This is a genomic window from Pseudomonas sp. C9D1 (genome assembly GCF_056491235.1).
In genome coordinates this window covers 963664-984700 of the sequence record NZ_JBSZIE010000002.1, presented here as the reverse complement: position 1 = coordinate 984700, position 21037 = coordinate 963664, and the positions used below count along the sequence as shown (strand labels likewise).

At 66.9% G+C, this 21037-nt stretch carries 19 protein-coding genes, 6 tRNA genes and 1 pseudogene; 12 read left to right on the top strand and 14 right to left on the bottom strand.

Annotated features, from left to right (window positions below):
- Window positions 1–13 precede the first annotated feature (13 nt).
- Together ACXI0U_RS12735 and ACXI0U_RS12730 are read right to left on the bottom strand one after the other, a co-directional pair.
- Complete coding sequence (locus ACXI0U_RS12735; protein WP_431484817.1) at window positions 14–676, bottom strand: glutathione S-transferase family protein; 663 nt, start codon at window positions 674–676, stop codon at window positions 14–16.
- Between the two features lie 32 nt (window positions 677–708).
- Window positions 709–1476 carry a hypothetical protein gene (locus tag ACXI0U_RS12730; protein WP_021217355.1) on the bottom strand — a complete coding sequence of 256 codons (768 nt, stop codon included), beginning with the start codon at window positions 1474–1476 and terminating at the stop codon, window positions 709–711.
- Between the two features lie 232 nt (window positions 1477–1708).
- Between ACXI0U_RS12730 and ACXI0U_RS12725 the strand changes: the two genes are divergently transcribed.
- The 6 genes from ACXI0U_RS12725 (at window position 1709) to ACXI0U_RS12700 (ending at window position 2266) form a co-directional block, all read left to right on the top strand.
- A tRNA-Glu gene (locus ACXI0U_RS12725) sits at window positions 1709–1784 on the top strand.
- A gap of 25 nt (window positions 1785–1809) precedes the next feature.
- Window positions 1810–1885 (top strand) — tRNA-Gly (locus tag ACXI0U_RS12720).
- Between the two features lie 31 nt (window positions 1886–1916).
- Window positions 1917–1992: transfer RNA gene (locus ACXI0U_RS12715), tRNA-Glu, on the top strand.
- A 7-nt stretch (window positions 1993–1999) separates the two neighbouring features.
- A tRNA-Gly gene (locus ACXI0U_RS12710) sits at window positions 2000–2075 on the top strand.
- 32 nt (window positions 2076–2107) lie between these two features.
- Window positions 2108–2183 (top strand) — tRNA-Glu (locus ACXI0U_RS12705).
- A 7-nt stretch (window positions 2184–2190) separates the two neighbouring features.
- Window positions 2191–2266 (top strand) — tRNA-Gly (locus ACXI0U_RS12700).
- A gap of 57 nt (window positions 2267–2323) precedes the next feature.
- Here the strand turns inward: ACXI0U_RS12700 and ACXI0U_RS12695 are convergent.
- Window positions 2324–3334, bottom strand: a complete 1011-nt coding sequence (locus ACXI0U_RS12695) for an ABC transporter substrate-binding protein (RefSeq protein WP_431484816.1) — start codon at window positions 3332–3334, stop codon at window positions 2324–2326.
- 190 nt (window positions 3335–3524) lie between these two features.
- Window positions 3525–4412, bottom strand: a complete 888-nt coding sequence (locus ACXI0U_RS12690; protein ID WP_479550353.1) for a LysR family transcriptional regulator — start codon at window positions 4410–4412, stop codon at window positions 3525–3527.
- A 109-nt stretch (window positions 4413–4521) separates the two neighbouring features.
- Between ACXI0U_RS12690 and ACXI0U_RS12685 the strand changes: the two genes are divergently transcribed.
- The 3 genes from ACXI0U_RS12685 (at window position 4522) to ACXI0U_RS12675 (ending at window position 6798) form a co-directional block, all read left to right on the top strand.
- The gene (locus tag ACXI0U_RS12685) at window positions 4522–5265 is read left to right on the top strand and encodes a sulfite exporter TauE/SafE family protein (protein WP_435635454.1); all 744 of its coding nucleotides are present in this window, start codon (window positions 4522–4524) and stop codon (window positions 5263–5265) included.
- 47 nt (window positions 5266–5312) lie between these two features.
- Window positions 5313–6104, top strand: coding sequence for an AraC family transcriptional regulator (locus ACXI0U_RS12680; RefSeq protein ID WP_479550352.1), 792 nt, complete (start codon window positions 5313–5315; stop codon window positions 6102–6104).
- Between the two features lie 79 nt (window positions 6105–6183).
- Window positions 6184–6798, top strand: coding sequence for a LysE family transporter (locus tag ACXI0U_RS12675; protein WP_479550351.1), 615 nt, complete (start codon window positions 6184–6186; stop codon window positions 6796–6798).
- 34 nt (window positions 6799–6832) lie between these two features.
- Here the strand turns inward: ACXI0U_RS12675 and fahA are convergent, their stop codons facing one another.
- Window positions 6833–8128 (bottom strand): fumarylacetoacetase, encoded by a 1296-nt coding sequence (fahA, locus tag ACXI0U_RS12670; RefSeq protein WP_479550350.1) that lies wholly within the window; start codon window positions 8126–8128, stop codon window positions 6833–6835.
- Window positions 8129–8131: 3 nt separating this feature from the next.
- Entirely contained in the window at window positions 8132–9433 is a 1302-nt protein-coding gene (gene hmgA, locus ACXI0U_RS12665; protein WP_423728385.1) for a homogentisate 1,2-dioxygenase, read from the bottom strand.
- A 102-nt stretch (window positions 9434–9535) separates the two neighbouring features.
- Here hmgA and ACXI0U_RS12660 point away from each other — a divergent pair, with 102 nt between their 5' ends.
- On the top strand, window positions 9536–10324 hold the full coding sequence (locus tag ACXI0U_RS12660; RefSeq protein WP_479550349.1) for an IclR family transcriptional regulator: 789 nt from the start codon (window positions 9536–9538) through the stop codon (window positions 10322–10324).
- A 197-nt stretch (window positions 10325–10521) separates the two neighbouring features.
- Here ACXI0U_RS12660 and ACXI0U_RS12655 read toward each other — a convergent pair whose 3' ends face one another.
- The 7 genes and pseudogenes from ACXI0U_RS12655 to ACXI0U_RS12625 all read right to left on the bottom strand — a co-directional run bounded on the left by ACXI0U_RS12655 (window position 10522) and on the right by ACXI0U_RS12625 (window position 18362).
- Window positions 10522–11649: an IS481 family transposase gene (locus tag ACXI0U_RS12655; protein WP_431483515.1), complete on the bottom strand. Its 1128-nt coding sequence runs from the start codon at window positions 11647–11649 to the stop codon at window positions 10522–10524.
- Window positions 11650–12469: 820 nt separating this feature from the next.
- On the bottom strand, window positions 12470–13546 hold the full coding sequence (gene hppD / locus ACXI0U_RS12650; protein ID WP_021217994.1) for a 4-hydroxyphenylpyruvate dioxygenase: 1077 nt from the start codon (window positions 13544–13546) through the stop codon (window positions 12470–12472).
- Between the two features lie 164 nt (window positions 13547–13710).
- Entirely contained in the window at window positions 13711–14346 is a 636-nt protein-coding gene (gene maiA, locus ACXI0U_RS12645) for a maleylacetoacetate isomerase (protein WP_374980532.1), read from the bottom strand.
- 217 nt (window positions 14347–14563) lie between these two features.
- Entirely contained in the window at window positions 14564–15880 is a 1317-nt protein-coding gene (locus tag ACXI0U_RS12640; protein ID WP_184488794.1) for an MFS transporter, read from the bottom strand.
- Window positions 15881–16121: 241 nt separating this feature from the next.
- Window positions 16122–16478 (bottom strand): hydroxyisourate hydrolase, encoded by a 357-nt coding sequence (locus tag ACXI0U_RS12635; protein ID WP_043246933.1) that lies wholly within the window; start codon window positions 16476–16478, stop codon window positions 16122–16124.
- Complete coding sequence (locus tag ACXI0U_RS12630; protein WP_184488792.1) at window positions 16475–16981, bottom strand: nucleoside deaminase; 507 nt, start codon at window positions 16979–16981, stop codon at window positions 16475–16477. Before ACXI0U_RS12630 ends, ACXI0U_RS12635 begins: the two co-directional genes overlap by 4 nt.
- Before the next feature lie 44 nt (window positions 16982–17025).
- Window positions 17026–18362: pseudogene (locus tag ACXI0U_RS12625) on the bottom strand (nucleobase:cation symporter-2 family protein).
- A 157-nt stretch (window positions 18363–18519) separates the two neighbouring features.
- Here ACXI0U_RS12625 and ACXI0U_RS12620 point away from each other — a divergent pair.
- On the top strand, window positions 18520–19434 hold the full coding sequence (locus ACXI0U_RS12620; protein WP_479550348.1) for a LysR family transcriptional regulator: 915 nt from the start codon (window positions 18520–18522) through the stop codon (window positions 19432–19434).
- Between the two features lie 10 nt (window positions 19435–19444).
- On the opposite strand, the gene ACXI0U_RS12615 is transcribed toward ACXI0U_RS12620, so the two are convergent.
- Window positions 19445–20011, bottom strand: coding sequence for a TetR/AcrR family transcriptional regulator (locus ACXI0U_RS12615; protein WP_265169033.1), 567 nt, complete (start codon window positions 20009–20011; stop codon window positions 19445–19447).
- Between the two features lie 164 nt (window positions 20012–20175).
- On the opposite strand from ACXI0U_RS12615, the gene ACXI0U_RS12610 reads away from it, so the two are divergent.
- A complete protein-coding gene (locus ACXI0U_RS12610; RefSeq protein WP_479550347.1) occupies window positions 20176–20973 on the top strand; it encodes a crotonase/enoyl-CoA hydratase family protein in 798 nt (265 codons plus the stop codon).
- The last annotated feature ends 64 nt before the right edge of the window (window positions 20974–21037 follow it).

The following is a 21037-nucleotide window of genomic DNA, read 5'->3' as shown; positions in this document are numbered from 1 at the left end:
GCGGGCAGGGCGGTCAGGCCGCGCCGCTGAGCTTGGCCAGGGTCCGTTGCTCGCCGGGCAATACCGTCTGCACCGACTCCCGCGCACGGATGCGCTGGTAGTGGGCAGCCAGGGCCGGCCAGCGGCCGCTGTCCAGCAGCTCGGTGCCGTGCTCCATGTTGATCAGTTGGCAGCACAGTGCCAGGTCCGCCAGGGTCAGCTCGTCACCGACGAAGTACTCGGCATCGCCCAGGGTCTTTTCCAGGTAGTTGAAGTGCTGGGGCAGCTTGTCCTGCAGCGCCGCTTGTACGGCTGCTTCGTCACAGGGCTGGCCCATGGTCGGCTTCAGCGCACGGTTGCGGAACACGCAGAAGGTGGTCAGCGGCGCCAGCTCGTAGTCGGCGTACTTCTCCAGCCAGCGCACCCGGGCGCGCTGCTGGGCATCGCGGCCATAGAGCGGTGCCAGTTCGGGGTGCTTTTCTTCCAGGTACTGGCAGATGACGCTGGAGTCGGCGAGGGTGAAATCACCGTCGCGCATCGCCGGGATGCGCCCCAGCGGGTTCAGCTCCCGGTACCAGGCGGGCTGGCCAAAGGGCGTGATGATTTCCAGCTGGTAGTCGATGCCCTTTTCCAGGAGGAACAAGCGCACCTTGCGCACGAAGGGGGAGAGCGGGGCGCCGTAGAGGGTAATGCTCATCGTGGGTGTCCTTGTTGAGCGGGGCCGGGCGGTCAGTCGTAGATGTTCTTCTTCTTCCAGGTGTCTTCGTCGTCCAGGGATTTCAGGGCATCCCCGAGCTCGCTCGGCTCATCGGCAGCCGGCGGCTTGTCCAGGGCCAGGGCGTTGGCGCGGGCCAGCTGGTTCTGCAACTGCTGCAACTGGTTCTGGTAGCGGGCGGGCTCCGGCTGTTTCTGCAGGTACTGCACGCCACGCTCGAAGGCCAGGCGGGCCTGGCGCGGTTGGCCTTCCTGCAGGGCCTGCAGGCCGAGGTTGGTGAAGAATTCGATATGCAGCTGCACCAGCATGCCGCGGATCTCGTTGACCCAGCGCTTGGCGTCGTTGACGGGCATGAAGCCGTCCTTGGCCGAGCGGGTCAGTTGGCCGTGCAGGGACTCCAGCTGGAAGCGGATTTCCTTGGCCTGGGCTTCATTGATGATCTTCAGCGGCGCATTGCGGATCGGCATCCCTTCGCCCAGCGCCACCAGGCCACGCAGTTCTTCGGCCTGGACCTTGAGCTGGGCGTTGCCCTTGTCCAGCGGTAGCAGGCGCTCGCAGAAGAGCAATTGCAGGCGGGTGAGCTGCAGCTTCAGCGCGGGGGTCATGAACTGGCCGGGCAGGCTTTCGGAGAGGATGCTGGTGCGGCGCAACCTGTCGATGAGGTCGGCGCGCAGCCGGGCTTTCTCCAGCTTGCTGTTCTCCACCATATGGTTGGCGTAGCCGATGATCAGCAGTACCGCTATGCCGGCTATCACCATCAGGGTGATCACGAGTGGCGACATCTTTATACAGCTCCCGTGTGCGTTTTCTGCGGGAGTGTAGAGGGTTGGCCACCCTGCTGATAGCTCCGTGTCAGTTTTTGCCCTGAACTCGTTGATTTTAAAAGTTTTTTGTCGAAGGGTTGACGGGTGCCAAAACGCTCCCTAGAATGCGCGCCACTTCGACGCGAAGCCTGAGGGCAAAAGCGGCGAAGGCCGGAAGAAAGCGTCATAGCTGTTGTAAGCTCCGGGCCGCGTCCCCTTCGTCTAGTGGCCTAGGACACCGCCCTTTCACGGCGGTAACAGGGGTTCGAGTCCCCTAGGGGACGCCACTTTCTGGCTGTATTTAGTTGTATTGCGGGAATAGCTCAGTTGGTAGAGCACGACCTTGCCAAGGTCGGGGTCGCGAGTTCGAGTCTCGTTTCCCGCTCCAGATTTTCAAGCAATGCTTGTTAGTGTTGTTTGTCCCCTTCGTCTAGTGGCCTAGGACACCGCCCTTTCACGGCGGTAACAGGGGTTCGAGTCCCCTAGGGGACGCCAGTTTCATGCGGGAATAGCTCAGTTGGTAGAGCACGACCTTGCCAAGGTCGGGGTCGCGAGTTCGAGTCTCGTTTCCCGCTCCAGTTTCACAAGCGATGCTTGCCAGGTTTTACCTGTCCCCTTCGTCTAGTGGCCTAGGACACCGCCCTTTCACGGCGGTAACAGGGGTTCGAGTCCCCTAGGGGACGCCAGTTTCACGCGGGAATAGCTCAGTTGGTAGAGCACGACCTTGCCAAGGTCGGGGTCGCGAGTTCGAGTCTCGTTTCCCGCTCCAGTTAAACGAAAACGCCGCTCATTCGAGCGGCGTTTTCGTTTGTGCGTCTTTTACCTCTCAGAGCCCGGCAGCCACCTTGGCGCGGGCTTCTTTGGGCAGCCAGTTCTTCCAGGCATCGGGATGGGCGCGCAGGTAGTCGCGCGCAGCGTCGCGGGGTGGCTGGCGTTTCTCGCTCATGGTTGCCAGTGCCTGGTTCAGGCCGTCGATGGGCAGGTCCACCTTGGCGAACATCTCCGCCAGTTGCGGGTAGCGCTGGCGAAAGGAGGCGGAAACGCCTATGGCCAGGCGCGCGGGCAGCGAGCGGGTGCCGCGTGGGTTGGGGTGGTTGGCGTCGGCCAGGGTCTTCCAGGCGTCGGCATCGAAGGGCGGCTCTTCCAGCTTGATCAGCTTGTAGCGGCCCAGCAGGGGCGTCGGCGACCAGTAGTAGAACAGCACCGGCTGGCCGCGACGGATGGCCGAGGTGATCTCCGCGTCCAGGGCCGCTCCGGAGCCGGTGCGGAAGTTGCTGTAGCTGCCCTCGAGTCCATAGGCCTTGAGCTTCTGGCTGTTGACGCCTTCGGAGGTCCAGCCGGTCGGGCTGTTGAGGAAGCGGCCCTTGTTCGGCGACTCCGGGTCGCGGAACACCGCCTTGTAGCGCGCCAGGTCCTGCACCGAGCGCAGCTCCGGCGCCACGGCCTTGATCCCCCGCTCGGCGTCGCCTTCGATCACATAGGCCGGCACCCACCAGCCTTCATCGGCGTTCTTGACGATATCGCCCAGGGCGAACACCTTGCCTTCCTGCTCCGCCTTGATCCACACCGGGCTGCGCCCCGGCCATTCCTCGGCGATGACCTGGATGTCGTCCTGGGCCAGCGCGGCTTCCAGGCTGACGGTGCTGCCGGGCAGGGTGTCCGTCGGGTAGCCGTAGCCCTTCTCGACCACCAGCCGGAGGATCTCGGTGATCAGGCTGCCGCTTTCCCAGGTCAGGTCGCCGAAATGGATCGGCTCGCGCTGGTCCGCCGTTGCGCCCTGGCTCAACAGGGTGGCGGCGAGCAGGGCGCCGCCTAGCAGGTGCTTGATCGATCGCATGGGGTTCTCCACGGTTGCGGGTACGGGGACGAAGGTTAGACCGCCCTGAACGGGTGCGCCTGCTGGGCGCCCGTCACGCAATGGTCATGGCGTCGACATGATTCGGTAGCCATCGCGCCCTAGTCTCGGCGCTACACATCGTGCTCCTGATTCATTTGCGGCCGCCTCCGGGCGGCCTTTTCTTTGCCCGTTATCCGGCGAGCAGCGCCTGCGCCAGGCGCGCGGCAGGGGGTGTCAGGGCGTCGAAGCGCATGGCGCAGAGGTGCAGGTGGCGGGTGGCCCAGGCATCGGCCAGGGGCAGGGCGCGCAGCGCGTGACGGTCCCTGGCGCGCTGCAGCGCCGCCTCGGGCACCAGGGCGATGCCCACGCCACGGGCCACCAGGCTGCAGATCGTATCGAAATCGCTGACCCGCAGGCGCAGCTCCAGGTGGCGACCGGCGTTGAGCGCCTTGCCGGCGATGTGCTGTTGCAGCGGGTTGTCACGGCCCAGGCCGACGAAGGCGCGGCCGAGCAACTGCTCGAAGTGCAGCGGCCCGTCGCCGTCGAGGCTGCCGTCATCCAGGCGCGTGACCAGCAGCAGGCGGTCGACGCGGAAGGAGCGCGCCTCCAGGCCTGTCATGTCGGTGCTATCGGCCAGCACGCCCAGGTCCGCCTGGCCCCGGGTCAGCGCCTCGACTATGGCGTGGCTGGGCTTTTCCTCGATATCCAGGTCGATCTGCGGGTGCATCAGCAGGAAGTCGCCCAGCACGCCGGGCAGGTGCTCGGCCAGGGCGGCGGTATTGCCCAGCAGGCGCACCCGGGCGCGCAGGCCCGTGGCGAAGTCGCCCAGCTCATCGGCCATCAGTTCCAGCTGGTGCGTCACCGCGCGGGCGTGATGGGCCAGGGCGCGGCCTGCCGGGGTAGGGCGTACGCCATGACGCTGGCGCTCGAACAGCGGCGTGCCGAGGCTTTCCTCCAGCCCCTTGAGGCGCGCGCTGGCCGAGGCCAGGGCCAGGTGGCTGCGCTCGGCGCCGTGGGTGATGCTGCCGGCGTCGAGGATGTCGAGGAACAGCTTGAGGTCGATCAGGTCGTAGCGCATCGCGGGCTTCCAGGCTTCGTCCAGGGCGTAGCCTGGGCTCGGGAATCACAGATTCAGCCCTGGCGCGGCAGCGCGCAAGCTAAAGCCATTCTTCTGCGTGGTGATCGATATGCTGCTGCTTTTCAGTGCCCTGGTTTTCCTGCTCGCCGGCCTGGTCAAGGGCGTGCTCGGCATGGGCCTGCCCACCGTGGCGATGGGCCTGCTGGCGGTGGCGATGACGCCGGGCGAGGCCTCCGCGTTGCTGCTCGTGCCTTCGCTTCTGACCAACCTCTGGCAATTGTTCGCCGGCCCGGCCCTGTTGCCGTTGCTGCGTCGCCTGTGGCCGCTGCTGCTGACGCTGACCCTGGGCACCCTGGTGACCACGCGCTGGCTGGTGGAGTCCGCCAGCCCCTGGATTCCCGTCGCGCTCGGGGCCTGCCTGCTGGCCTACGGCGCGCTCGGGCTGCTGTCCATCCGCCCGCCGGCCCCGAAGAGCCGAGAGGGTGCCTGGTCTGCGCTGGTGGGGCTGCTCACCGGCCTGGTGACGGGGCTTACCGGGGTCTTCGTGATCCCGGCGGTGCCCTACCTGCAGGCCCTGGGGTTGCCGCGGGAGGCGCTGATCCAGGCCCTGGGCCTGTCCTTCACCGTCTCCACCCTGGCGCTGGGCCTGGGCCTGTTCATCCACGGCGGCAGCCAGAGCCTGGACCTCGGCCTCACCTGGCTGATGCTGCTGCCGGCATTGCTGGGCCTGGAGATCGGCCAGCGCATCCGCCGGCGCCTGAGCGAGGCCATGTTCCGCCGGCTGTTCTTCCTCGGCTTGCTGGGCCTGGGGGCGCATTCGCTGCTGCGCGGGGCGATGGCTCTGGCCGGCTGAATCGCCGGGGCGTTATGCTCGACGCCTCCCGATCCCGAGTTCCCACCATGCTCCACAGCCGACAGGCCTTCCTCGGCCGCCTGGAAATCGCCAGCAACAGCGGCAGCGGCCACGCCTTCGCCAAGCACAGCCACGACGAATGCGTCATTGGCGTGAACCTGGTGGGCGAGGAACAGGTGTGGCTGGACCGGCGCAGCTTCCGCGCCGGGGCGGGCGATATCACCCTGTACAACCCGGGGCAGATCCAGGGTGGCGGGGTGAAGGAGGGCGAGTCCTGGCGCTATGTCGGCCTCTACGTCACCGCCGAGCAACTGGCTGATGACCTGGGCCTGGCGCGGGTGGAGTTCCAGCAGGCCTGCAGCCACCAGCCCGACCTCGCCGCCAGCCTGGCCGACGCGGTGGAGCGGGCGCTGGGTGGCGATGCCCTGGTGCGCGAACGTGCGGAGGAGCGCCTGCTGCTGTGGCTCGGGCACCTGGTGCAACGCACCGCCGGGCCCCTGCCGGATGCGGCGGCGGTAGGCGTGGGTCCAATGGCGCGGGTGCAGGAACTGCTGGCCGAACGGCTGCAGGACAGCCCGAGCCTCGACGAGCTGGCCACCGAGCTGGGCCTGTGCAAGTTCCACCTGTTGCGTGCCTTCCAGAAACACACCGGCCTCAGCCCTCGGCAATGGGCTATGCAGCTGCGCACCCGCCGCGCCCGTGGCCTGCTGCGCGCGGGCTGGTCGGCCACCGATGCCGCGCACGCCCTGGGTTTCGCCGACCAGAGCCACCTCAACCGCCACTTCCGTGCCGCCTACGGCATCACCCCCGGCGAGATGAAGCGCCTGTTCAACGCCTGACTGCAATCCTGTTCAAGTCCATGGGCGCGGGGGCGGGCAGAATGCGCCCATCGGTTCCCCTGCATCGTTCGAGGTTTGCATGCTCCTGCTGTTCTGCTCGGCCTTCGTCTTCGGCGTGGTCTTCTGCCTGTCCCCCGGCGCCGTGCTCGCCGAAACCCTGCGCCGTGGGCTGCTGCATGGCTTCCGCCCCGCGCTGCTGGTGCAGTTCGGCTCCCTGGTGGGCGATGCGGTCTGGGCGGTGCTCGGCCTGGCAGGGCTGGCGCTGCTGCTGGGACAGGACCAGGTGCGCCTGCCGCTGACCCTGGCCTGCGCGGCTTACCTGGCCTGGCTCGGGCTGCGCAGCCTGCGCGATGCCTGGCAGCTGCCGGAAGAGGGCGAGGTGGTCGAGCATGAGGACCGGGGCGCGCTGCTCACCGGTGCGGCGATCTCGCTGACCAACCCGAAGAACATCGTCTACTGGGGCGCCCTGGGCACGGCCATGGCCGGCATCGTCGGCGGTGCGCCGGACATGCTCCAGACCAGCGTGTTCTTCGCGGGTTTCATGACCGCCTCGCTGGCCTGCTGTTTCCTCTGTGCAGCGTTGGTGGATTGGCTGCGGCGCAACAGCTCGCCGACCTGGCACCGGGTCAGCCATGGGTTGTGCGGGGTGTTGCTGCTGGGGATGGCGGCCCTGGCCCTGCGCGCGCTGGCCTGAACAGGCGCGGGCCCGGGAGGGCCCGCGTTGAAACTCAGAGCACCCGGCCGCGGCACTCGCCGAAGCCGATGCGCACCCGGCCTTCGCCCTCGCACCAGGCGCGCAGGATCACCTCGTCGCCGCTTTCCAGGAAGGTGCGCTGCTCGCCGCCGGCCAGGGACAGCGGCTGCTTGCCGCCGAAGGTGCTCTCCAGCAGGCTGCCGAAGGCGTCGGCTTCCGGGCCGGACAGGGTGCCGGAACCGAACAGGTCGCCCGGTTGCAGCTTGCAGCCGCCCACCGCGTGGTGCGCCACCAGTTGCGCCACGGTCCAGTACATGTGCTGGGTGTTGCTCAGGGCCAGGCGTTGCGGCTGCTGGCCGCGCTCGCGCATGGCGGCGGTCTGCAGCAGCACCTCCAACTGGATGTCGAAGGCGCCACGGGCCTGGTCGTTGGCATCCAGCAGGTAGGGCAGCGGCTGCGGGTCGCCTTCCGGGCGTGCCGGCTGGGCGGTGCGGAAGGGCTCCAGGGCCTCGGCTGTCACCACCCAGGGCGACACGCTGGTGGCGAAGTTCTTCGCCAGGAAGGGGCCCAGCGGCTGGTATTCCCAGGCCTGCAGGTCACGCGCGGACCAGTCGTTGAGCAGGCAGTAGCCGGCGATGTGCTGCTCCGCCTCGCCAATGGCGATGGCATCGCCCATCGCGTTGCCCTGGCCGATCCAGATGCCCAGCTCCAGTTCGTAGTCCAGGCGCTTGCTGGGGCCGAAGTTCGGCACCTCGGCGCCCGGCGGCAGGGTCTGGCCATTGGGGCGGTGCACCGGGGTGCCGGACACGCACACAGTGGACGCGCGGCCGTGGTAGCCGATGGGCACGTACTTGTAGTTGGGCAGCAGCGGGTTGTCTGGGCGGAACAGGCGGCCGACGTTGTTGGCGTGGTGGATGCCCACGTAGAAGTCGGTGTAGTCGCCGATGCGCGCCGGCAGGTGCAGCTGGCAGTCGGCAGCGGCCGGCAGCAGCTCGGCGCCCAGGGCTTCCAGGCGGGCCTGGGCGGGGCTGCCTTTGGCGAGCAGGTCCTGCAGCTGGCGGCGCAGGGCGCGGCGGGCGTTGGCGCCAAGGGCGAAGAAGGCGTTGAGGTCTTCCCCGGCGGCGACGCGCGCGGCGTCGGCCGCTTCACCTTCGAACAGGCCGGTGGTGGTGGCGACCTTGAGGTCGAAGACCTGCTCGCCGATGGCGACGCCACCGCGCGGGGTGCCGCCCACCGGGCTGAAGATGCCCAGGGGCAGGTTCTGCAGGGGGAAGTCGGGGTGTTCGTTGGCCGAGGCTATCCAGCTGCGGCGGTTGTCATTCTGGGTCATCGGTCAGTTCCTGCCGTTGAAGGTCTTGGCCATGCCGTTCCAGCAGGCATCGTAGTCGTTCTGCAGCTGCGGGCACTCCAGGGCGTAGCGGGTGGGGCGCAGCACGCGGCCGGTTTCGAACATGAACGCCATGGTGTGATCGAGCTTGTGCGGCTTGAGTTCCGCGGCGATGGCGGCGGTGGTGCTGGCGTTGTCCGGGCCGTGGGCGCTCATGCAGTTGTGCAGCGAGGCGCCGCCGGGGGTGAAGCCGCCGGCCTTGGCGTCGTAGGCGCCCTGGATCAGGCCCATGAATTCGTTCATCAGGTTGCGGTGGAACCACGGCGGGCGGAAGGTCTTCTCGGCCACCATCCAGCGCGGCGGGAAGATCACGAAGTCGACGTTGGCCATGCCCGGGAAGTCGCCCGGGGAGGTCAGCACGGTGAAGATCGACGGGTCTGGGTGGTCGTAGCTGACCGTGCCGATGGTGTTGAACAGGCGCAGGTCGTACTTGTAGGGCACGTTGTTGCCGTGCCAGGCGACCACGTCCAGGGGCGAGTGCTCCAGCTCGGCGGCCCAGAGCTCGCCGAGGAACTTCTGCACCAGGGTCACGGGCGCGTCGCTGTCCTCGTAGTGGGCCACCGGGGCGAGGAAGTCGCGGGGGTTGGCCAGGCCGTTGCTGCCGATGGGGCCCAGGTCCGGGATGCGCAGCGCGGCGCCGTGGTTCTCGCAGATGTAGCCACGGGCGCTGTCGTCCAGCAGTTCGACGCGGAACTTCATGCCACGGGGGATCACCGCGATCTCCAGGGGCTCAACGTCCAGCAGCCCCAGCTCGGTGACCAGGCGCAGGCGGCCCTGTTCGGGGACGATCAGCCATTCGCCGTCGGCATTGAGGAAGGCACGCTGCATCGAGGCGTTGGCGCGGTAGACGTGCACGCTGACGCCGGAGGCCTGCTCGGCATCGGCGGTGGCGGCGATGGTCAGCAGGCCATCGATGAAATCGGTGCGCTCGGCGGGGATGTCATGGGCATCCCAGCGCAGGCGGTTGGGGTCGATCGGTCCCAGGTGGCGACCGGGGATCTGCCGCTCCAGGCGCTGGAAGCGCGGGTGCGCGGCGGACGGGCGGATGCGGTACAGCCAGGTGCGACGGGCCTCGGCGCGGGAAACGGTGAAGGCGGTGCCGGAGAACTGCTCGGCATAGAGGCCATAGGGTGCGCACTGCGGCGAGTTCTGCCCGACGGGCAGGGCGCCCGGCAGGGCTTCGCTGGCGAACTGGTTGTTGAAGCCGGATTGATAGGCGAGGGCGGTGGGGGGCAGCGAGGAGCTCATGAGAACCTCTGTGTTTTTTGTAATTGAATTACGGATAACGTAATTTGAAAGCCTGAGAGGGTCAAGCTATAACAGCGCCTCCATTGCCAACCGAGGTAGTAGATGGCCATCCAACGGGACGACGCCGAGGCGCCCAAGCGGCAGAAAGTACAGGCGGCCGAAGTCGGCACCGAGATTCTCAAGGGGCTCGCCGACCTGGCGCCGGCCACCTCCCTGTCTCGCCTGGCCGAGCATGTCGGCATGCCGGCGGCCAAGGTCCACCGCTACCTGCAGGCGCTGATCGCCAGCGGCTTCGCCGAGCAGGACGTGGCCACCAACCACTACGGCCTGGGGCCGGAGGCGCTGTTCGTCGGCCTTGCCGCCATCGGCCGGCTGGATGTGGTGCGTGCCGCCACGGCGCAGCTGTCGGAGTTGCGCGATGCGCTCAACGAGACCTGCTTCCTCGCCGTCTGGGGCAACAAGGGGCCCACCGTGGTGCACGTCGAGCAGCCGTTGCGGGCGGTGACCCTGGTCACCCGCGTGGGCTCGGTGCTGCCGCTGCTGGGGTCTTCCACCGGCCTGGTGTTCGCCAGCTACCTGCCCGACGCCGAGACGGCGCCGCTGCGCGAGGAGGAGGCGAATCTGCCCGGCGTGCCCGACGCCAAGGCGCTGCGCAAGCATATCGCCGAGATCCGCGCCAGCGGCCTGCACCACGTGCACGGCCTGCTGATGCCGGGGGTGAATGCGCTTTCCGCACCGGTGTTCGCCGTGGGCGAGCAGATTGCCGGGGTGATCACCGTGGTCGGCGCCGCCAGCGGCTTCCAGGCCGAAACCAGCGGCCGCGCGGCGCAGTTGCTGAAGCAGGCGGCCGAATCCATCACTGCGCGCATGGCGGGTGTTCGTCCCGTTTGAGCGTGGTTCACCGCCCTGTTGTGGGGCGAATTCATTGGCTATGCCTGCGTTAAGTGTTGCTAGAAGAATTGAGCCCAGCTGATTGCCGATCTCTGGTGATGTTTCCGGTTTCGCCCCCCCGGGCGAGTCCCTTTTGACAATCGCCTTGTATAGACCGGAGACATGGTGGACACATGTGCGGGGACATGGTTGACACATTATGGTCCGTAGTCAGGGTTGTTCAGGTCGATAGTTCGTAGAAATTGATGGCAGAAGTACACGTCGTACAACGCATCGCTTTCAGGCCTGGGACGTATAGCGATCAGGTGCCCAGCAAGCCCCTTGGCGATGCGGAAGTAGTGTTTTCTAAAGCGGAATCGGCTGTGATAAACCTTTGTCACTTCGTCATCCGGGGCATATTCGAAGTCCTCCAGTTTTTCTGGAAATGGCCAGGGGCTTGTGCGGTATCGCTCCATGGGAACCTGATAGCCCAGCGCTTCGTGGGGCCGTTGAAGGTTGTAGATCTCCCTCCATTGATCGAAAGCAGCCTGGGCTTCGATCAAGTCGTGAAAGTGCTTTCCCTTGAGTACTTCAGCTTTGAGCGCGCGATGAAAGCGCTCGTTTTTGCCATTGGTTTGTGGATGGTAAGGCCGGCTGAAACTCAGGCGAATGCCCAGCCGGACCAGCCAAACACCCAGCTCGGATAGTTCACCCGGATTACGTGGCGAGCCCCAAGGGGAGCCGTTATCGGTGTTGATTCGGGCAGGCAAACCATAGCGGCGGAAGACTTCGCTCAGCTTTTCCTGAACCGTTTCCTTGCGCTCATTGGCGCAGGCCTGGATCGCCAGGTTGAAGCGGGAATGGTCATCCACAACCGTCAACGGATGACACTGGCCTTGCTGGGTCGGAAAGTAGCCCTTGAAATCCATCTGCCAGAGGTCATTGGGGGCCTCGTGCTCGAAGCGCTGCCAGGGCTTCTTGGCTTCCTTTTCAGGCGGCAGGATCAGCAGATGGCGGTGCAGGACGTTAGTCACAGTGCTGGGGGCAATACCGCAGTTAAGGACATAGCTGATCTTGCGTCCGCCCCACGCAGGATGCGCCTGACGCAACGCAACCACCTCCGTTTCCAGCGCGGGAGGGGTCCGCTTGGGGCTATTGAGCGGCCGGCGGGATTTCTCGTGCAGGCCATCTCTCCCGCTCTGTTCGTATCGCTTAAGCCACTTGTAAGCCGTTTGCGGGCTGATACCGAAGCGTCGGCACAGTTCTCGCCTGTTGCTGTCAGGCTGTAAGGCCAACGCAATGAATTCCTCTTTCAAGCTCATGGCGTCTCTCGTGTTCCAAGGCATGGTATGGATCCCCGGCAAGGCAGCTCGCCGGAAAGTGTCAACCATGTCTCCGTACACCTGTCAGCTATGTCCTCGGTCTATACAACAATCGCCTCAAAAGGAACCAAAAGGGCTTGCCCCATCATCCGGCCCCGGCTTCGCCGGGGTTCCCTCACTCCATCGTTGCTCTGGGGGCCGGCGCGATGGGCCATCCATGGCCTGGCGCGCCTCTCGCGGCATCCATGCCGCTCGTCCCCCGGCGCAACGACTGCGTTCGGCCTCCTGGAGGGGCGTTGGCGGCTGCTCCAACTTTCTTCGTCCAGCGCATCGCCATGTGGTGCGCACGGGCTTTCGTAGGATGGCGTAGAGCGAAGCGAAACCCATGCGGTGGAGGTGGCACGAACCCTTGGGCGCCCGGAGAGGGCCGTGCTTGAGCGCTTGCATTAAAACCAAAACAGCTAACGCAGACAGAGCCAATTCATTTGAGCGCGGGAAATCACGTCCTTAGGGCGTGGTCATGAGTCATCGGCTCTGCCTGTGACGGTTTGAATTGAGAGCCCAGCAGGATGAACGCGTGCCGTAGGGTGTGCCGTGCGCACCTCCGCGCGGTGCTTCCGGCGAGTCCGAGGTGCGCGCAGCACACCCTACGTCCGGAGTGAGTGGCGGCTGCATGCTCCGAGGTCTGATTGCGCCCCCTTCTAGGGGGCCAAAAGCAAAGCCACGTTCTAAGAACGTGGATGTTTACTCGCGATGCGCTTCGCGGTTGAAACCGCTCCCACAGGCAAACCTGCCGACCCATGAAAAAGCCCGCGGATGCGGGCTTTTTCGTTGCGGCGGTGACTCACTCGGTGGTGAGCACGCCCCGGCGGATCTGGTCACGTTCGATGGATTCGAACAGGGCCTTGAAGTTGCCCTCGCCGAAACCGTCGTCGCCCTTGCGCTGGATGAACTCGAAGAACACCGGGCCCATCAGGGTTTCCGAGAAGATCTGCAGCAGCAGGCGGCGGTCGTTGGCCTCGGTGGAGCCGTCCAGCAGGATGCCACGGCTCTGCAGTCGCTCCACCTTCTCGCCATGGTTGGGGATGCGGCCTTCGAGCATCTCGTAGTAGGTGGCCGGCGGTGCGGTCATGAAGCGCATGCCCAGGGCCTTGAGCTCGTCCCAGGTCTTCACCAGGTCGTCGGTGAGGAAGGCCACGTGCTGGATGCCTTCGCCGTTGAACTGCATGAGGAATTCCTCGATCTGCCCGGCGCCCTTGGAGGATTCCTCGTTGAGCGGGATGCGGATCATGCCGTCCGGCGCGGTCATGGCCTTGGAGGTCAGGCCGGTGTACTCGCCCTTGATGTCGAAGTAGCGGATCTCGCGGAAGTTGAACAGCTTCTCGTAGAAGTCCGCCCAGTAGGCCATGCGCCCGCGATACACGTTGTGGGTGAGGTGGTCGATGATCTTCAGCCCGGCGCCCCTGGGGTTGCGCTCCACGCCTTCGATGAACTCGAAGTCGATGTCGTAGATGGACGAGCCTTCGCCGAAGCGGTCGATCAGGTACAGCGGCGCGCCGCCGATGCCCTTGATCGCCGGCAGGCGCAGCTCCATCGGGCCGGTGGGGATCTCGATCGGCTGGGCGCCCAGCTCCAGGGCGCGGGCATAGGCCTTGTGCGCGTTCTTCACACGGAAGGCCATGCCGCACACGGAGGGACCGTGCTCGGCGGCGAAATAGGAGGCGGCGCTCTTCGGCTCGTTGTTGAGGATCAGGTTGATCTCGCCCTGGCGATACAGGTGCACGTCCTTGGAGCGGTGGGTGGCCACCTTGGTGAAGCCCATGCTGGCGAAGATGGGTTCCAGCAGGTTGGGCACCGGCGATGCCAGCTCGATGAATTCGAAGCCCATCAGGCCCATGGGGTTTTCAAAGATGTCGGCCATGTTCTGGCTCCTTGCAGTGGCGCGCGGCGGCGCCTGAATCGGATGAAAGTCGGTGGGGCGTCGATTCAGGCAAGGGGCGGTGGCGCGCAGGGAACGCCGCGCACGCTGCGGGCGAGAAAGTCGCCGATGGTCACTTTGAAACCGAGGGTCTGCATGTGTGCTCCTCAGGCCGGCTTGTCGGCCTGGGCGTCCGGGTGGGCCTTGCGGAAGGCCGGGTGTTCCAGGGCCAGGCGCTCAACCCTGAGGATACGCGGGTAGGGCGCCAGGTCCACGGCAAAGCGTCGGGCGGCGTAGAGCTGGGGCAGCAGGTAGACGTCCGCCAGCCCCGGCTCGGTGCCGAAGCAGAAACCGTCGTCGCCGATCAGCGCTTCGACGGCGGCCAGGCCTTCGCTGATCCAGTGGCCGATCCAGGCGTTCACGCCATCCTCGTCGGTGCCCAGCTGGCGCAGGCGGTTGAGCACGGCGACGTTGTGCAGCGGGTGGATGTCGCAGCCGATCAGCGCGGCGACCTGGCGCTGGCGTGCGCGCTGCAGCGCATCGCCGGGCAGCAGGGCCGGTTGCGGGTGGGTCTCTTCGAGGTATTCGATGATGGCGGGGGACTGGATCAGCACCTCGCCGGAGTCGGTGCGTAGGGCGGGGACGCGGCCCTGGGGGTTGATCGCGCGGTACTCGGGCTGGCGGTGTTCGCCGCCGTCGCGGATCAGGTTGACCGGCAGGTGCTGGACCTCCAGGCCCTTCAGCGCAAGCGCGATGCGTACGCGATAGGACGAGGTGGAGCGGTAATAGGTGTAGAGGTCCATGGCGGGCACTCGCAGGGCAGGGCGTCGGTCGGCAGGCTCACCGCTGACGCTATTGTTTTCATAATCTATTTACACTCTGCGTAATTTTTGCCGCTGCGGCAAGTCCGGCGTTCGAATAATCCGCTCGCCTGGGGCATCTGGACGTTCGAGTCCCCAGGCGGGCGGGATGTTCCGCCGCCGGTCAGCGACAGGGCGTCTTTGCCGGGGGCGACGGTTGTCATTCCGGCTGGTAATCCAGGGACCGTTTGCAAGACTCCGGCAGCGCCATGCCGCCAGCCAGGGCCAGCAGGGCGATGGCGATCAGGTAGAAAGCGGGCGACATGGGATTGCCGGTCTGCCCGATCAGCCAGGTCGCCACCAGCGGTGCGGTGCCCCCGAAGACCGTATAGGCCAGGTTGTAGGTGAATGCCGAGGCGGTGTAGCGAACCTGGGTCGGGAACTGCTCGGACAACAGCACCGCCGTCACCACGCCACAGACCACCGCGCCTACCGCCAGCAGCATCGCCCCCAGCGCTGCGGCGAGCAGGCTGCCCGAACCTGCCAGCATGAAGGCCGGGTAGACCGCGACGATCAGGCAGGCGCACCCCGTGAAGATGGTGCGCCGACGCCCGACCCGGTCCGAATAGCGCCCCACCAGCGGGCACAGCAAGGCGGCGAACAGCAGGGCCACCAGGCTGGCGAGCAGGGCGGTCGGCCGCGAGGCTCCGCCGACCACCTGCATGTAGGTGGTGAGGTAGGTGGTGAAGGTATAGAACGACAGCGCGGTGGCGGAAATGAAGGCCGAGAGGCAGAAGATCGTGCGGCCATGCTCCAGCAGGGTTTCCTTCAGCGGCGAATGAGCCGCCTGCGGGGCCGCCGCCAGGGCACGGAACGCCGGTGACTCGTCCAGGTGCAGACGCATGTACAGGCCGATCAGCCCCAGGGGGGCGGCGACCAGGAAGGGCACGCGCCAGCCCCAGTCCTGCATCTGGGCCTCGGACAGGAGCAACCCCATGCCGAACACGATGCCTGCGGCGGCGGCAAAGGCCATGAAGGTCGACACCGGGACGAAGCTGCCGTACCGGGCTTTCCGCTCGGTGGGCGCATGCTCCATGACGAACGCGCAGGCGCCGGCATACTCCCCGCCGGCGGAAAAGCCCTGGATGCAGCGGGCCAGGGCCAGCAGCAGCGGGGCGAGCAGGCCGATGGACCCATAGGTCGGCAGCAGGCCGATCAGGGTGGTGGCCGCGGCCATCAGCAATACAGTGATGGCCAGGATGCGCTTGCGCCCGACCTTGTCCCCGAGGATGCCGAAGACGATCCCGCCCAGCGGGCGCAGGGCGAACGACACGGCAAACACGGCGAAGGTCTGCAGCAGCGCGAGGGAGGCGTTGCCTGGCGGAAAGAACAGGCCGGCGATGGTCACCGCGAGGAAGCCGTACACGGCAAAGTCGAACCACTCGACGAAGTTGCCGATGGCCGACGCGGCGATGACCTTGCGCAAGGTCGCCGGATCGACGGACGAGGTGGTGTGGGAAATAGCCTGGATGGTCATGGTCGCTCCGAGCCCTCTGGTGGTCACGGACGCGTCTGGCCTGGGCCTTGGCGTCCCCCTGCCGGCAACCTACCGAGCCTGTCCGCGACCTTGCCCCCCGGATGCGACCCGTAACCAGCCGACAGCGACACCGGCGCGCGCCTGCCTGGTTCCTGCCGCGCCGGTACGACTGGGGCGATGGCGGGCATTTCCGTACCTGCAGCGCAGGGTCGTACGCACGGAAATGCCGGCGCTGGCAGGCTCAGGCGCCGCCGCGGAAGCAGGAGACGCCCCAGGCGGTGAGCTTGAACGGCAGGTGGTAGTGCTGCCCGCTGTCGGCCAGGCCGAAGCGGTAGACCAGCAGGTCGAGGAAGGCCGGTTCGGGCAGCGCCATGCCTTGGGCGCGGTAGAAGTCCGCCACCTGCAGGCGGACCTCGTAGACCCCCGGCACGCAGCGGCCGGCTTCGCCCGCGAGCCCGGCGAACAGCCCGTCCGCGCCGATGCGCCCGGCGTGGATCAGCTCGCGGCGTTCGCCGTCGAGGCGCTCCAATTGCAGCGCCAGCCCTTCGGCGACGCAGCCGCTGGCGACGTCGACGACATGGATGGAAATGCCCTTCACGTCCAGAACCCTTCGTGGGGCGCCGCCGCCTCCTGCTCCAGCATCGGCCCCAGCACCGTCACCTGGCGCTGGCCGCGGGCGAACACCTCGCGGCAGGGCAGGGAGAAGGTGGGGTTCTCCGGGTGGGCGCCGGTCAGCTCCAGCAGCGCGTGCTCGGACAGCGCATAGACCACCCGGCCGACACCGGTCCAGTACACCGCGCCGGCGCACATGCAGCAGGGTTCGGCACTGGTGTAGAGGGTGCATTCGGCGAGGGCCTCGGGGCTCAGCAGGCGTGCGGCCTTGGCCACCGCCACCAGTTCGGCGTGCTGGGTCGGGTCGCCTTCCGGCGGCATCGAGTTGTTGCCGGCGCTGGCGATCACCTTGCCGTCGCGGTCCGCCACCAGGGCGGCGAAGGGGTGACGGCCGCGTTGGCGCGACGCCTGCGAGAGGCGGATGGATTCGCGCAGCAGTTCCAGGTCGAGGTCGCTGACCCCGGCGGGTACCAGGTGGGTGAAGGTCATGGGTGACTCCTTGGGCAGTGGGTGCGCAGGGCGCGAGAGAAAGGTCAGTCGGCGAGGTCGGCGGTGCCGCTCGCGGTGTGCTCGGCGGGCTCACGACCGTTGAGCAGCAGGTTGAGGACGATGGCGGTGATGGCGCCGAGGAAGATGCCGCTCTCCAGCACCAGCTTCAGGGCGCCGTGGGCATGGGCGAAGAGCGCGGGGAAGGACATCGGCAGCACGCCGACGCTCACCGAGACGGCGACCACCAGTGCATTGCGCGTGCCTTCGAAGCGCACCCGCGAGAGCTCCTGGATGCCCGCCACCGTGGTCATGCCGAACATCACGATGGCGCCGCCGCCGAGCACGGGGTCGGCACGGCGGCGATCAGGGCGCCGAGCTTGGGGAACAGGCCCATGAGGATCATGATCCCGCCGGCGGCGGCCACCACGAAGCGGCTCTTCACCTGGGAGAGGGCGATCAGCCCGGTGTTCTGGGTGAAGGCGTTGTAGGGGAAGCTGTTGAACAGGCCGCCGATCACCGTGGACAGGCCGTCGGCGCGGAAGGCGTTGCCCAGGGTGCGCGCATCCACGGAGCGGCCGGTGAGTTGGCCGATGGCCAGGCAGTTGCCGGTGGTCTCGGCCATGATCACCAGCATTGCCAGGGTCATGATCAGGATCGGCGTCAGTGAGAACTGCGGCACGCCGAAGGCCATGGGGGCGGAGAGCTCGAACCAGGCCGCCTCGCCGACGCGGCTGAAGTCGGTCATGCCGCAGGCCGCCGCCAGCAGGCTGCCCAGCAGCAGGCCGATGAGCACGCTGAGGTTGCCGATGAAGCCGGAGAAGCGCGCATAGACCGCAAGGATGATGGCGGCCGTGGCCAGCCCCAGCAGCAGGTTGGCCGGCGCGCCGAAGTCGGCGGCATCCGGGTTGCCGCCGCCCAGCCAGATGGCCGCTGCGGGCATCAGCGAGATGCCGATGATGGTGATCAGGCTGCCGATCACCACCGGCGGGAAGAAGCGCAGCAGGCGACTGAACACCGGTGCCAGGGCGATGGTGATCACCCCGGCGGCGATCACCGCGCCGAATACCTGGGCCAGGCCGTATTCCTTGCCGATCATGATCATCGGCGCCAGGGCGATGAAGGAGCAGGCCTGCACCAGCGGCAGGCGCGCGCCGAACTTCCAGAAGCCCAAGGTCTGGATCAGCGTGGCGATGCCCGAGGTGAGCAGGTTGGCGTTGATCAGCAGGACGATCTGCGCATTGCTCAGGCCCAGGGCGCTGCCGAGGATGAGCGGCACCGCCACGGCGCCGGCGTAGAGCACCAGGACGTGTTGCAGGCCAAAGGTCAGAAGTTGCCGGATGGGGAGTAGCTGGTCGACCGGGTGGGTGGGAGTAGGGCTCATGGGTATCTCCTGAAGGTGCAGCTGTTTTTGTTATTGGGGGCGGGTTGCCCAGCGTTTCGAGGAGGCAGTGCTGGCTTGCGGGCATCTTCAGGGGCTTGAAGGCGATGGAACAAATGAATAACCATCGCTTATTCCGATGGTTGCGGTGGGCACGACGATGCGTTTTTCCCTTGATCAGCTCCAGGTGTTCGTCGCCGTGGTGCAGGCCGGTTCCTTCTCCGCCGCTGCCCGGCGCCTGGGGCGCACCCAGTCCACCGTCAGCGCGGCCATCGCCAACCTGGAGACCGACCTGGGGGTGGAGCTGTTCGACCGCTCCACGCGCATCCCCACCCTCACCGCCGGTGGCCACAAGCTGCAGCTGGAGGCCGAGGCGGTGCTGGCGCGCTGCCTGGCCTTGCAGGGGCACGCCGACAGCCTGGCGGAGGAGACCGAGCCCAGCCTGACCCTGGCCATCGAGGTGCCCTACGCGACGGTGATGCCGGTGCTGCGGGACTTCGAGCAGGCCTTTCCCCATGTCGACCTGATCATCCGCCACCCGCACCACGGCGATGTCGCCGGCATGCTGCAGCGCGGCGAGGTGGAGCTGGGCATCGCCTTCTCCCAGCCGGAATACCCGCGCGAGCTGGAATTCCAGCAACTGGGCAAGCTGATCATGGTCCACGTCACCCACCCCCGGCACCCGCTGGCGCAGCGCGAGACGGTCAGCTTCGACGACCTGCACGCCCATCGCCGGCTGGCCTTCAGCGCCCACGCCAGCAAGCTGCCCAGCAGTGAATACCTGCGCGCCACGCGCCTGTGGCAGGCGGAGAGCTACATGGCGCTGGTGGAGATGGTGCGGGCCGGCCTCGGCTGGGCGACCCTGCCGCGCCAACTGGTGCAGCGCGAGCTGGCCGCCGGCGAACTGGTGGAGCTGCAGCTCGCCGCCTACCCGCACACCGACTGGCTGGTGGGGGTCGACCTGCTCTGGCGGCGCCGCCATGGCCGTGGCCAGGCGCAACGCTGGCTGCGCGAGCGGTTGATGGGCACCAAGGTGTTCGAGCTGGATCGCCAGGGCAGGGCGACCACGCTCTGATGCGTGCGGGTCAGCCCTGCGCCTGGAGCTGTTGCAGTGCGCGGCGGGTGACGGCGTCGATATAGGCGGGGGCGTTGTAGATGCGCGCGAGGAGGATGGCGCCTTCGTAATCGGCCACCAGCTGGCGGCCCAGCTCGCCGGCCTGCGCCTCGCCGAAGTCCGCTCGGTAGAGGTTGGCGAAGGCGGCGGCCCAGTCGTCGAGGAAGCTGCGGATCGGCTCCATCAACTCGCTCTTGCCGTAGGTCGCATCCACCGCGACCACCGCCATCAGGCAGCCGATGGCATCGTCCTGGAACAGCTTGCCGGCCTTGTGGCCGATCTTCGCCAGGCGCTCGTGGGGCGCCAGTTCTTCATCGAAGGCGATGGCGAACAGCGCCTTGCCGATGCGCTCGTGGGTCCAGGCCAGCACGTCGCGCAGCAGCGATTCCTTGTTCGGGTAGTGGTGGTAGAACGAGGCCTTGGTCAGCCCGCACGCCGTCGCCAGCGCATCCATGGTGGTGCCGTGGTAGCCCAGCCGCTTGAAGGTGTTGGCGCAGTGCTGGAGGAGTTCGTCGCGGGAGATTTTTGGCGGTCGCACGGTGGATTTCCTGCTCTCGATCAAGGCCGCTGATTCTAGGGCATAAGCCTCGCCACCTCAATTTGACGGTTACCGAATGTTTGTTTAGTTTCTCCTGGCCGAACAAACGGTAAGTAACTGGCGAAGCCTTCGCCAGACAGCCATCGACACCCAGGAGACTATTCATGAGCGAAGCCAACAGCGGGGCGGGACGCGTCACGCGGGAACGGCGGGACCAGTTGTTTCTGATCGGCCTGGACCGGGCCGGCAAGCGCAATGCCTTCGACAGCGCCATGCTTGCCGACCTGTCCCTCGCCATCGGCGAATACGAGCGTGACGAGGCCATGCGCTGCGCCGTGCTCTTCGCTCATGGCGAGCACTTCACCGCTGGCCTCGACCTGCTGGAGCTGACGCCCAAGCTCGCCTCCGGCGGCTTCCAGTACCCCAGCGAGGGCATCGACCCCTGGGGCGTGTCCAAGCCGCGCCGCACCAAGCCGGTGGTGGTCGCGGTGGAAGGCACCTGCTGGACGGCGGGCATCGAACTGGTGCTCAACGCCGATATCGCCATCGCCGCCCGCGATGCCCGTTTCGCCCATCTTGAGGTGCTGCGCGGCATCCCGCCGTCCGGCGGCTCCACCGTGCGCTTCACCCAGGCCGCCGGCTGGACCGATGCCATGCGCTACATGCTCACCGGCGAAACCTTCGACGCCGCCGAGGCGCTGCGCATGCGCCTGCTCACCGAGGTGGTCGAGCCGGGCCAGGCGCTGACGAGGGCCATCGAATATGCCGAGCGCATCGCCAAGGCCGCGCCCCTGGCCATCCGCGCCACGCTGCAGTCCGCCTTCCAGGCGCGGGACGAAGGCGCTGACGCGGCACTCTCGCAGCTCAACGAACTGCTGTTCGGCCTGATCCGCAGCGAAGACGTGCGCGAAGGGGTGATGGCGATGATGCAGAAGCGCGAACCGGTCTTCACAGGCCGCTGAAACGCGGTTGAACGGTCGGCGGCCACCCGGGCGCCGGCCCGACCTGAATAGCTGGATAGATGAA

Bases quoted from the DNA above. Each gene is read 5' to 3' on its own strand.
- ACXI0U_RS12690 (WP_479550353.1), bottom strand. From the start codon at position 4,412: ATGCGCTACGACCTGATCGACCTCAAGCTGTTCCTCGACATCCTCGAC.
- hmgA (WP_423728385.1), bottom strand. From the start codon at position 9,433: ATGAGCTCCTCGCTGCCCCCCACCGCCCTCGCCTATCAATCCGGCTTC.
- ACXI0U_RS12735 (WP_431484817.1), bottom strand. From the start codon at position 676: ATGAGCATTACCCTCTACGGCGCCCCGCTCTCCCCCTTCGTGCGCAAG.
- ACXI0U_RS12655 (WP_431483515.1), bottom strand. From the start codon at position 11,649: ATGCCTTGGAACACGAGAGACGCCATGAGCTTGAAAGAGGAATTCATT.
- ACXI0U_RS12695 (WP_431484816.1), bottom strand. From the start codon at position 3,334: ATGCGATCGATCAAGCACCTGCTAGGCGGCGCCCTGCTCGCCGCCACC.
- maiA (WP_374980532.1), bottom strand. From the start codon at position 14,346: ATGGACCTCTACACCTATTACCGCTCCACCTCGTCCTATCGCGTACGC.
- fahA (WP_479550350.1), bottom strand. From the start codon at position 8,128: ATGACCCAGAATGACAACCGCCGCAGCTGGATAGCCTCGGCCAACGAA.
- ACXI0U_RS12610 (WP_479550347.1), top strand. From the start codon at position 20,176: ATGAGCGAAGCCAACAGCGGGGCGGGACGCGTCACGCGGGAACGGCGG.
- ACXI0U_RS12685 (WP_435635454.1), top strand. From the start codon at position 4,522: ATGCTGCTGCTTTTCAGTGCCCTGGTTTTCCTGCTCGCCGGCCTGGTC.
- hppD (WP_021217994.1), bottom strand. From the start codon at position 13,546: ATGGCCGACATCTTTGAAAACCCCATGGGCCTGATGGGCTTCGAATTC.
- ACXI0U_RS12675 (WP_479550351.1), top strand. From the start codon at position 6,184: ATGCTCCTGCTGTTCTGCTCGGCCTTCGTCTTCGGCGTGGTCTTCTGC.
- ACXI0U_RS12640 (WP_184488794.1), bottom strand. From the start codon at position 15,880: ATGACCATCCAGGCTATTTCCCACACCACCTCGTCCGTCGATCCGGCG.
- ACXI0U_RS12620 (WP_479550348.1), top strand. From the start codon at position 18,520: ATGCGTTTTTCCCTTGATCAGCTCCAGGTGTTCGTCGCCGTGGTGCAG.
- ACXI0U_RS12630 (WP_184488792.1), bottom strand. From the start codon at position 16,981: ATGACCTTCACCCACCTGGTACCCGCCGGGGTCAGCGACCTCGACCTG.
- ACXI0U_RS12660 (WP_479550349.1), top strand. From the start codon at position 9,536: ATGGCCATCCAACGGGACGACGCCGAGGCGCCCAAGCGGCAGAAAGTA.
- ACXI0U_RS12680 (WP_479550352.1), top strand. From the start codon at position 5,313: ATGCTCCACAGCCGACAGGCCTTCCTCGGCCGCCTGGAAATCGCCAGC.
- ACXI0U_RS12730 (WP_021217355.1), bottom strand. From the start codon at position 1,476: ATGTCGCCACTCGTGATCACCCTGATGGTGATAGCCGGCATAGCGGTA.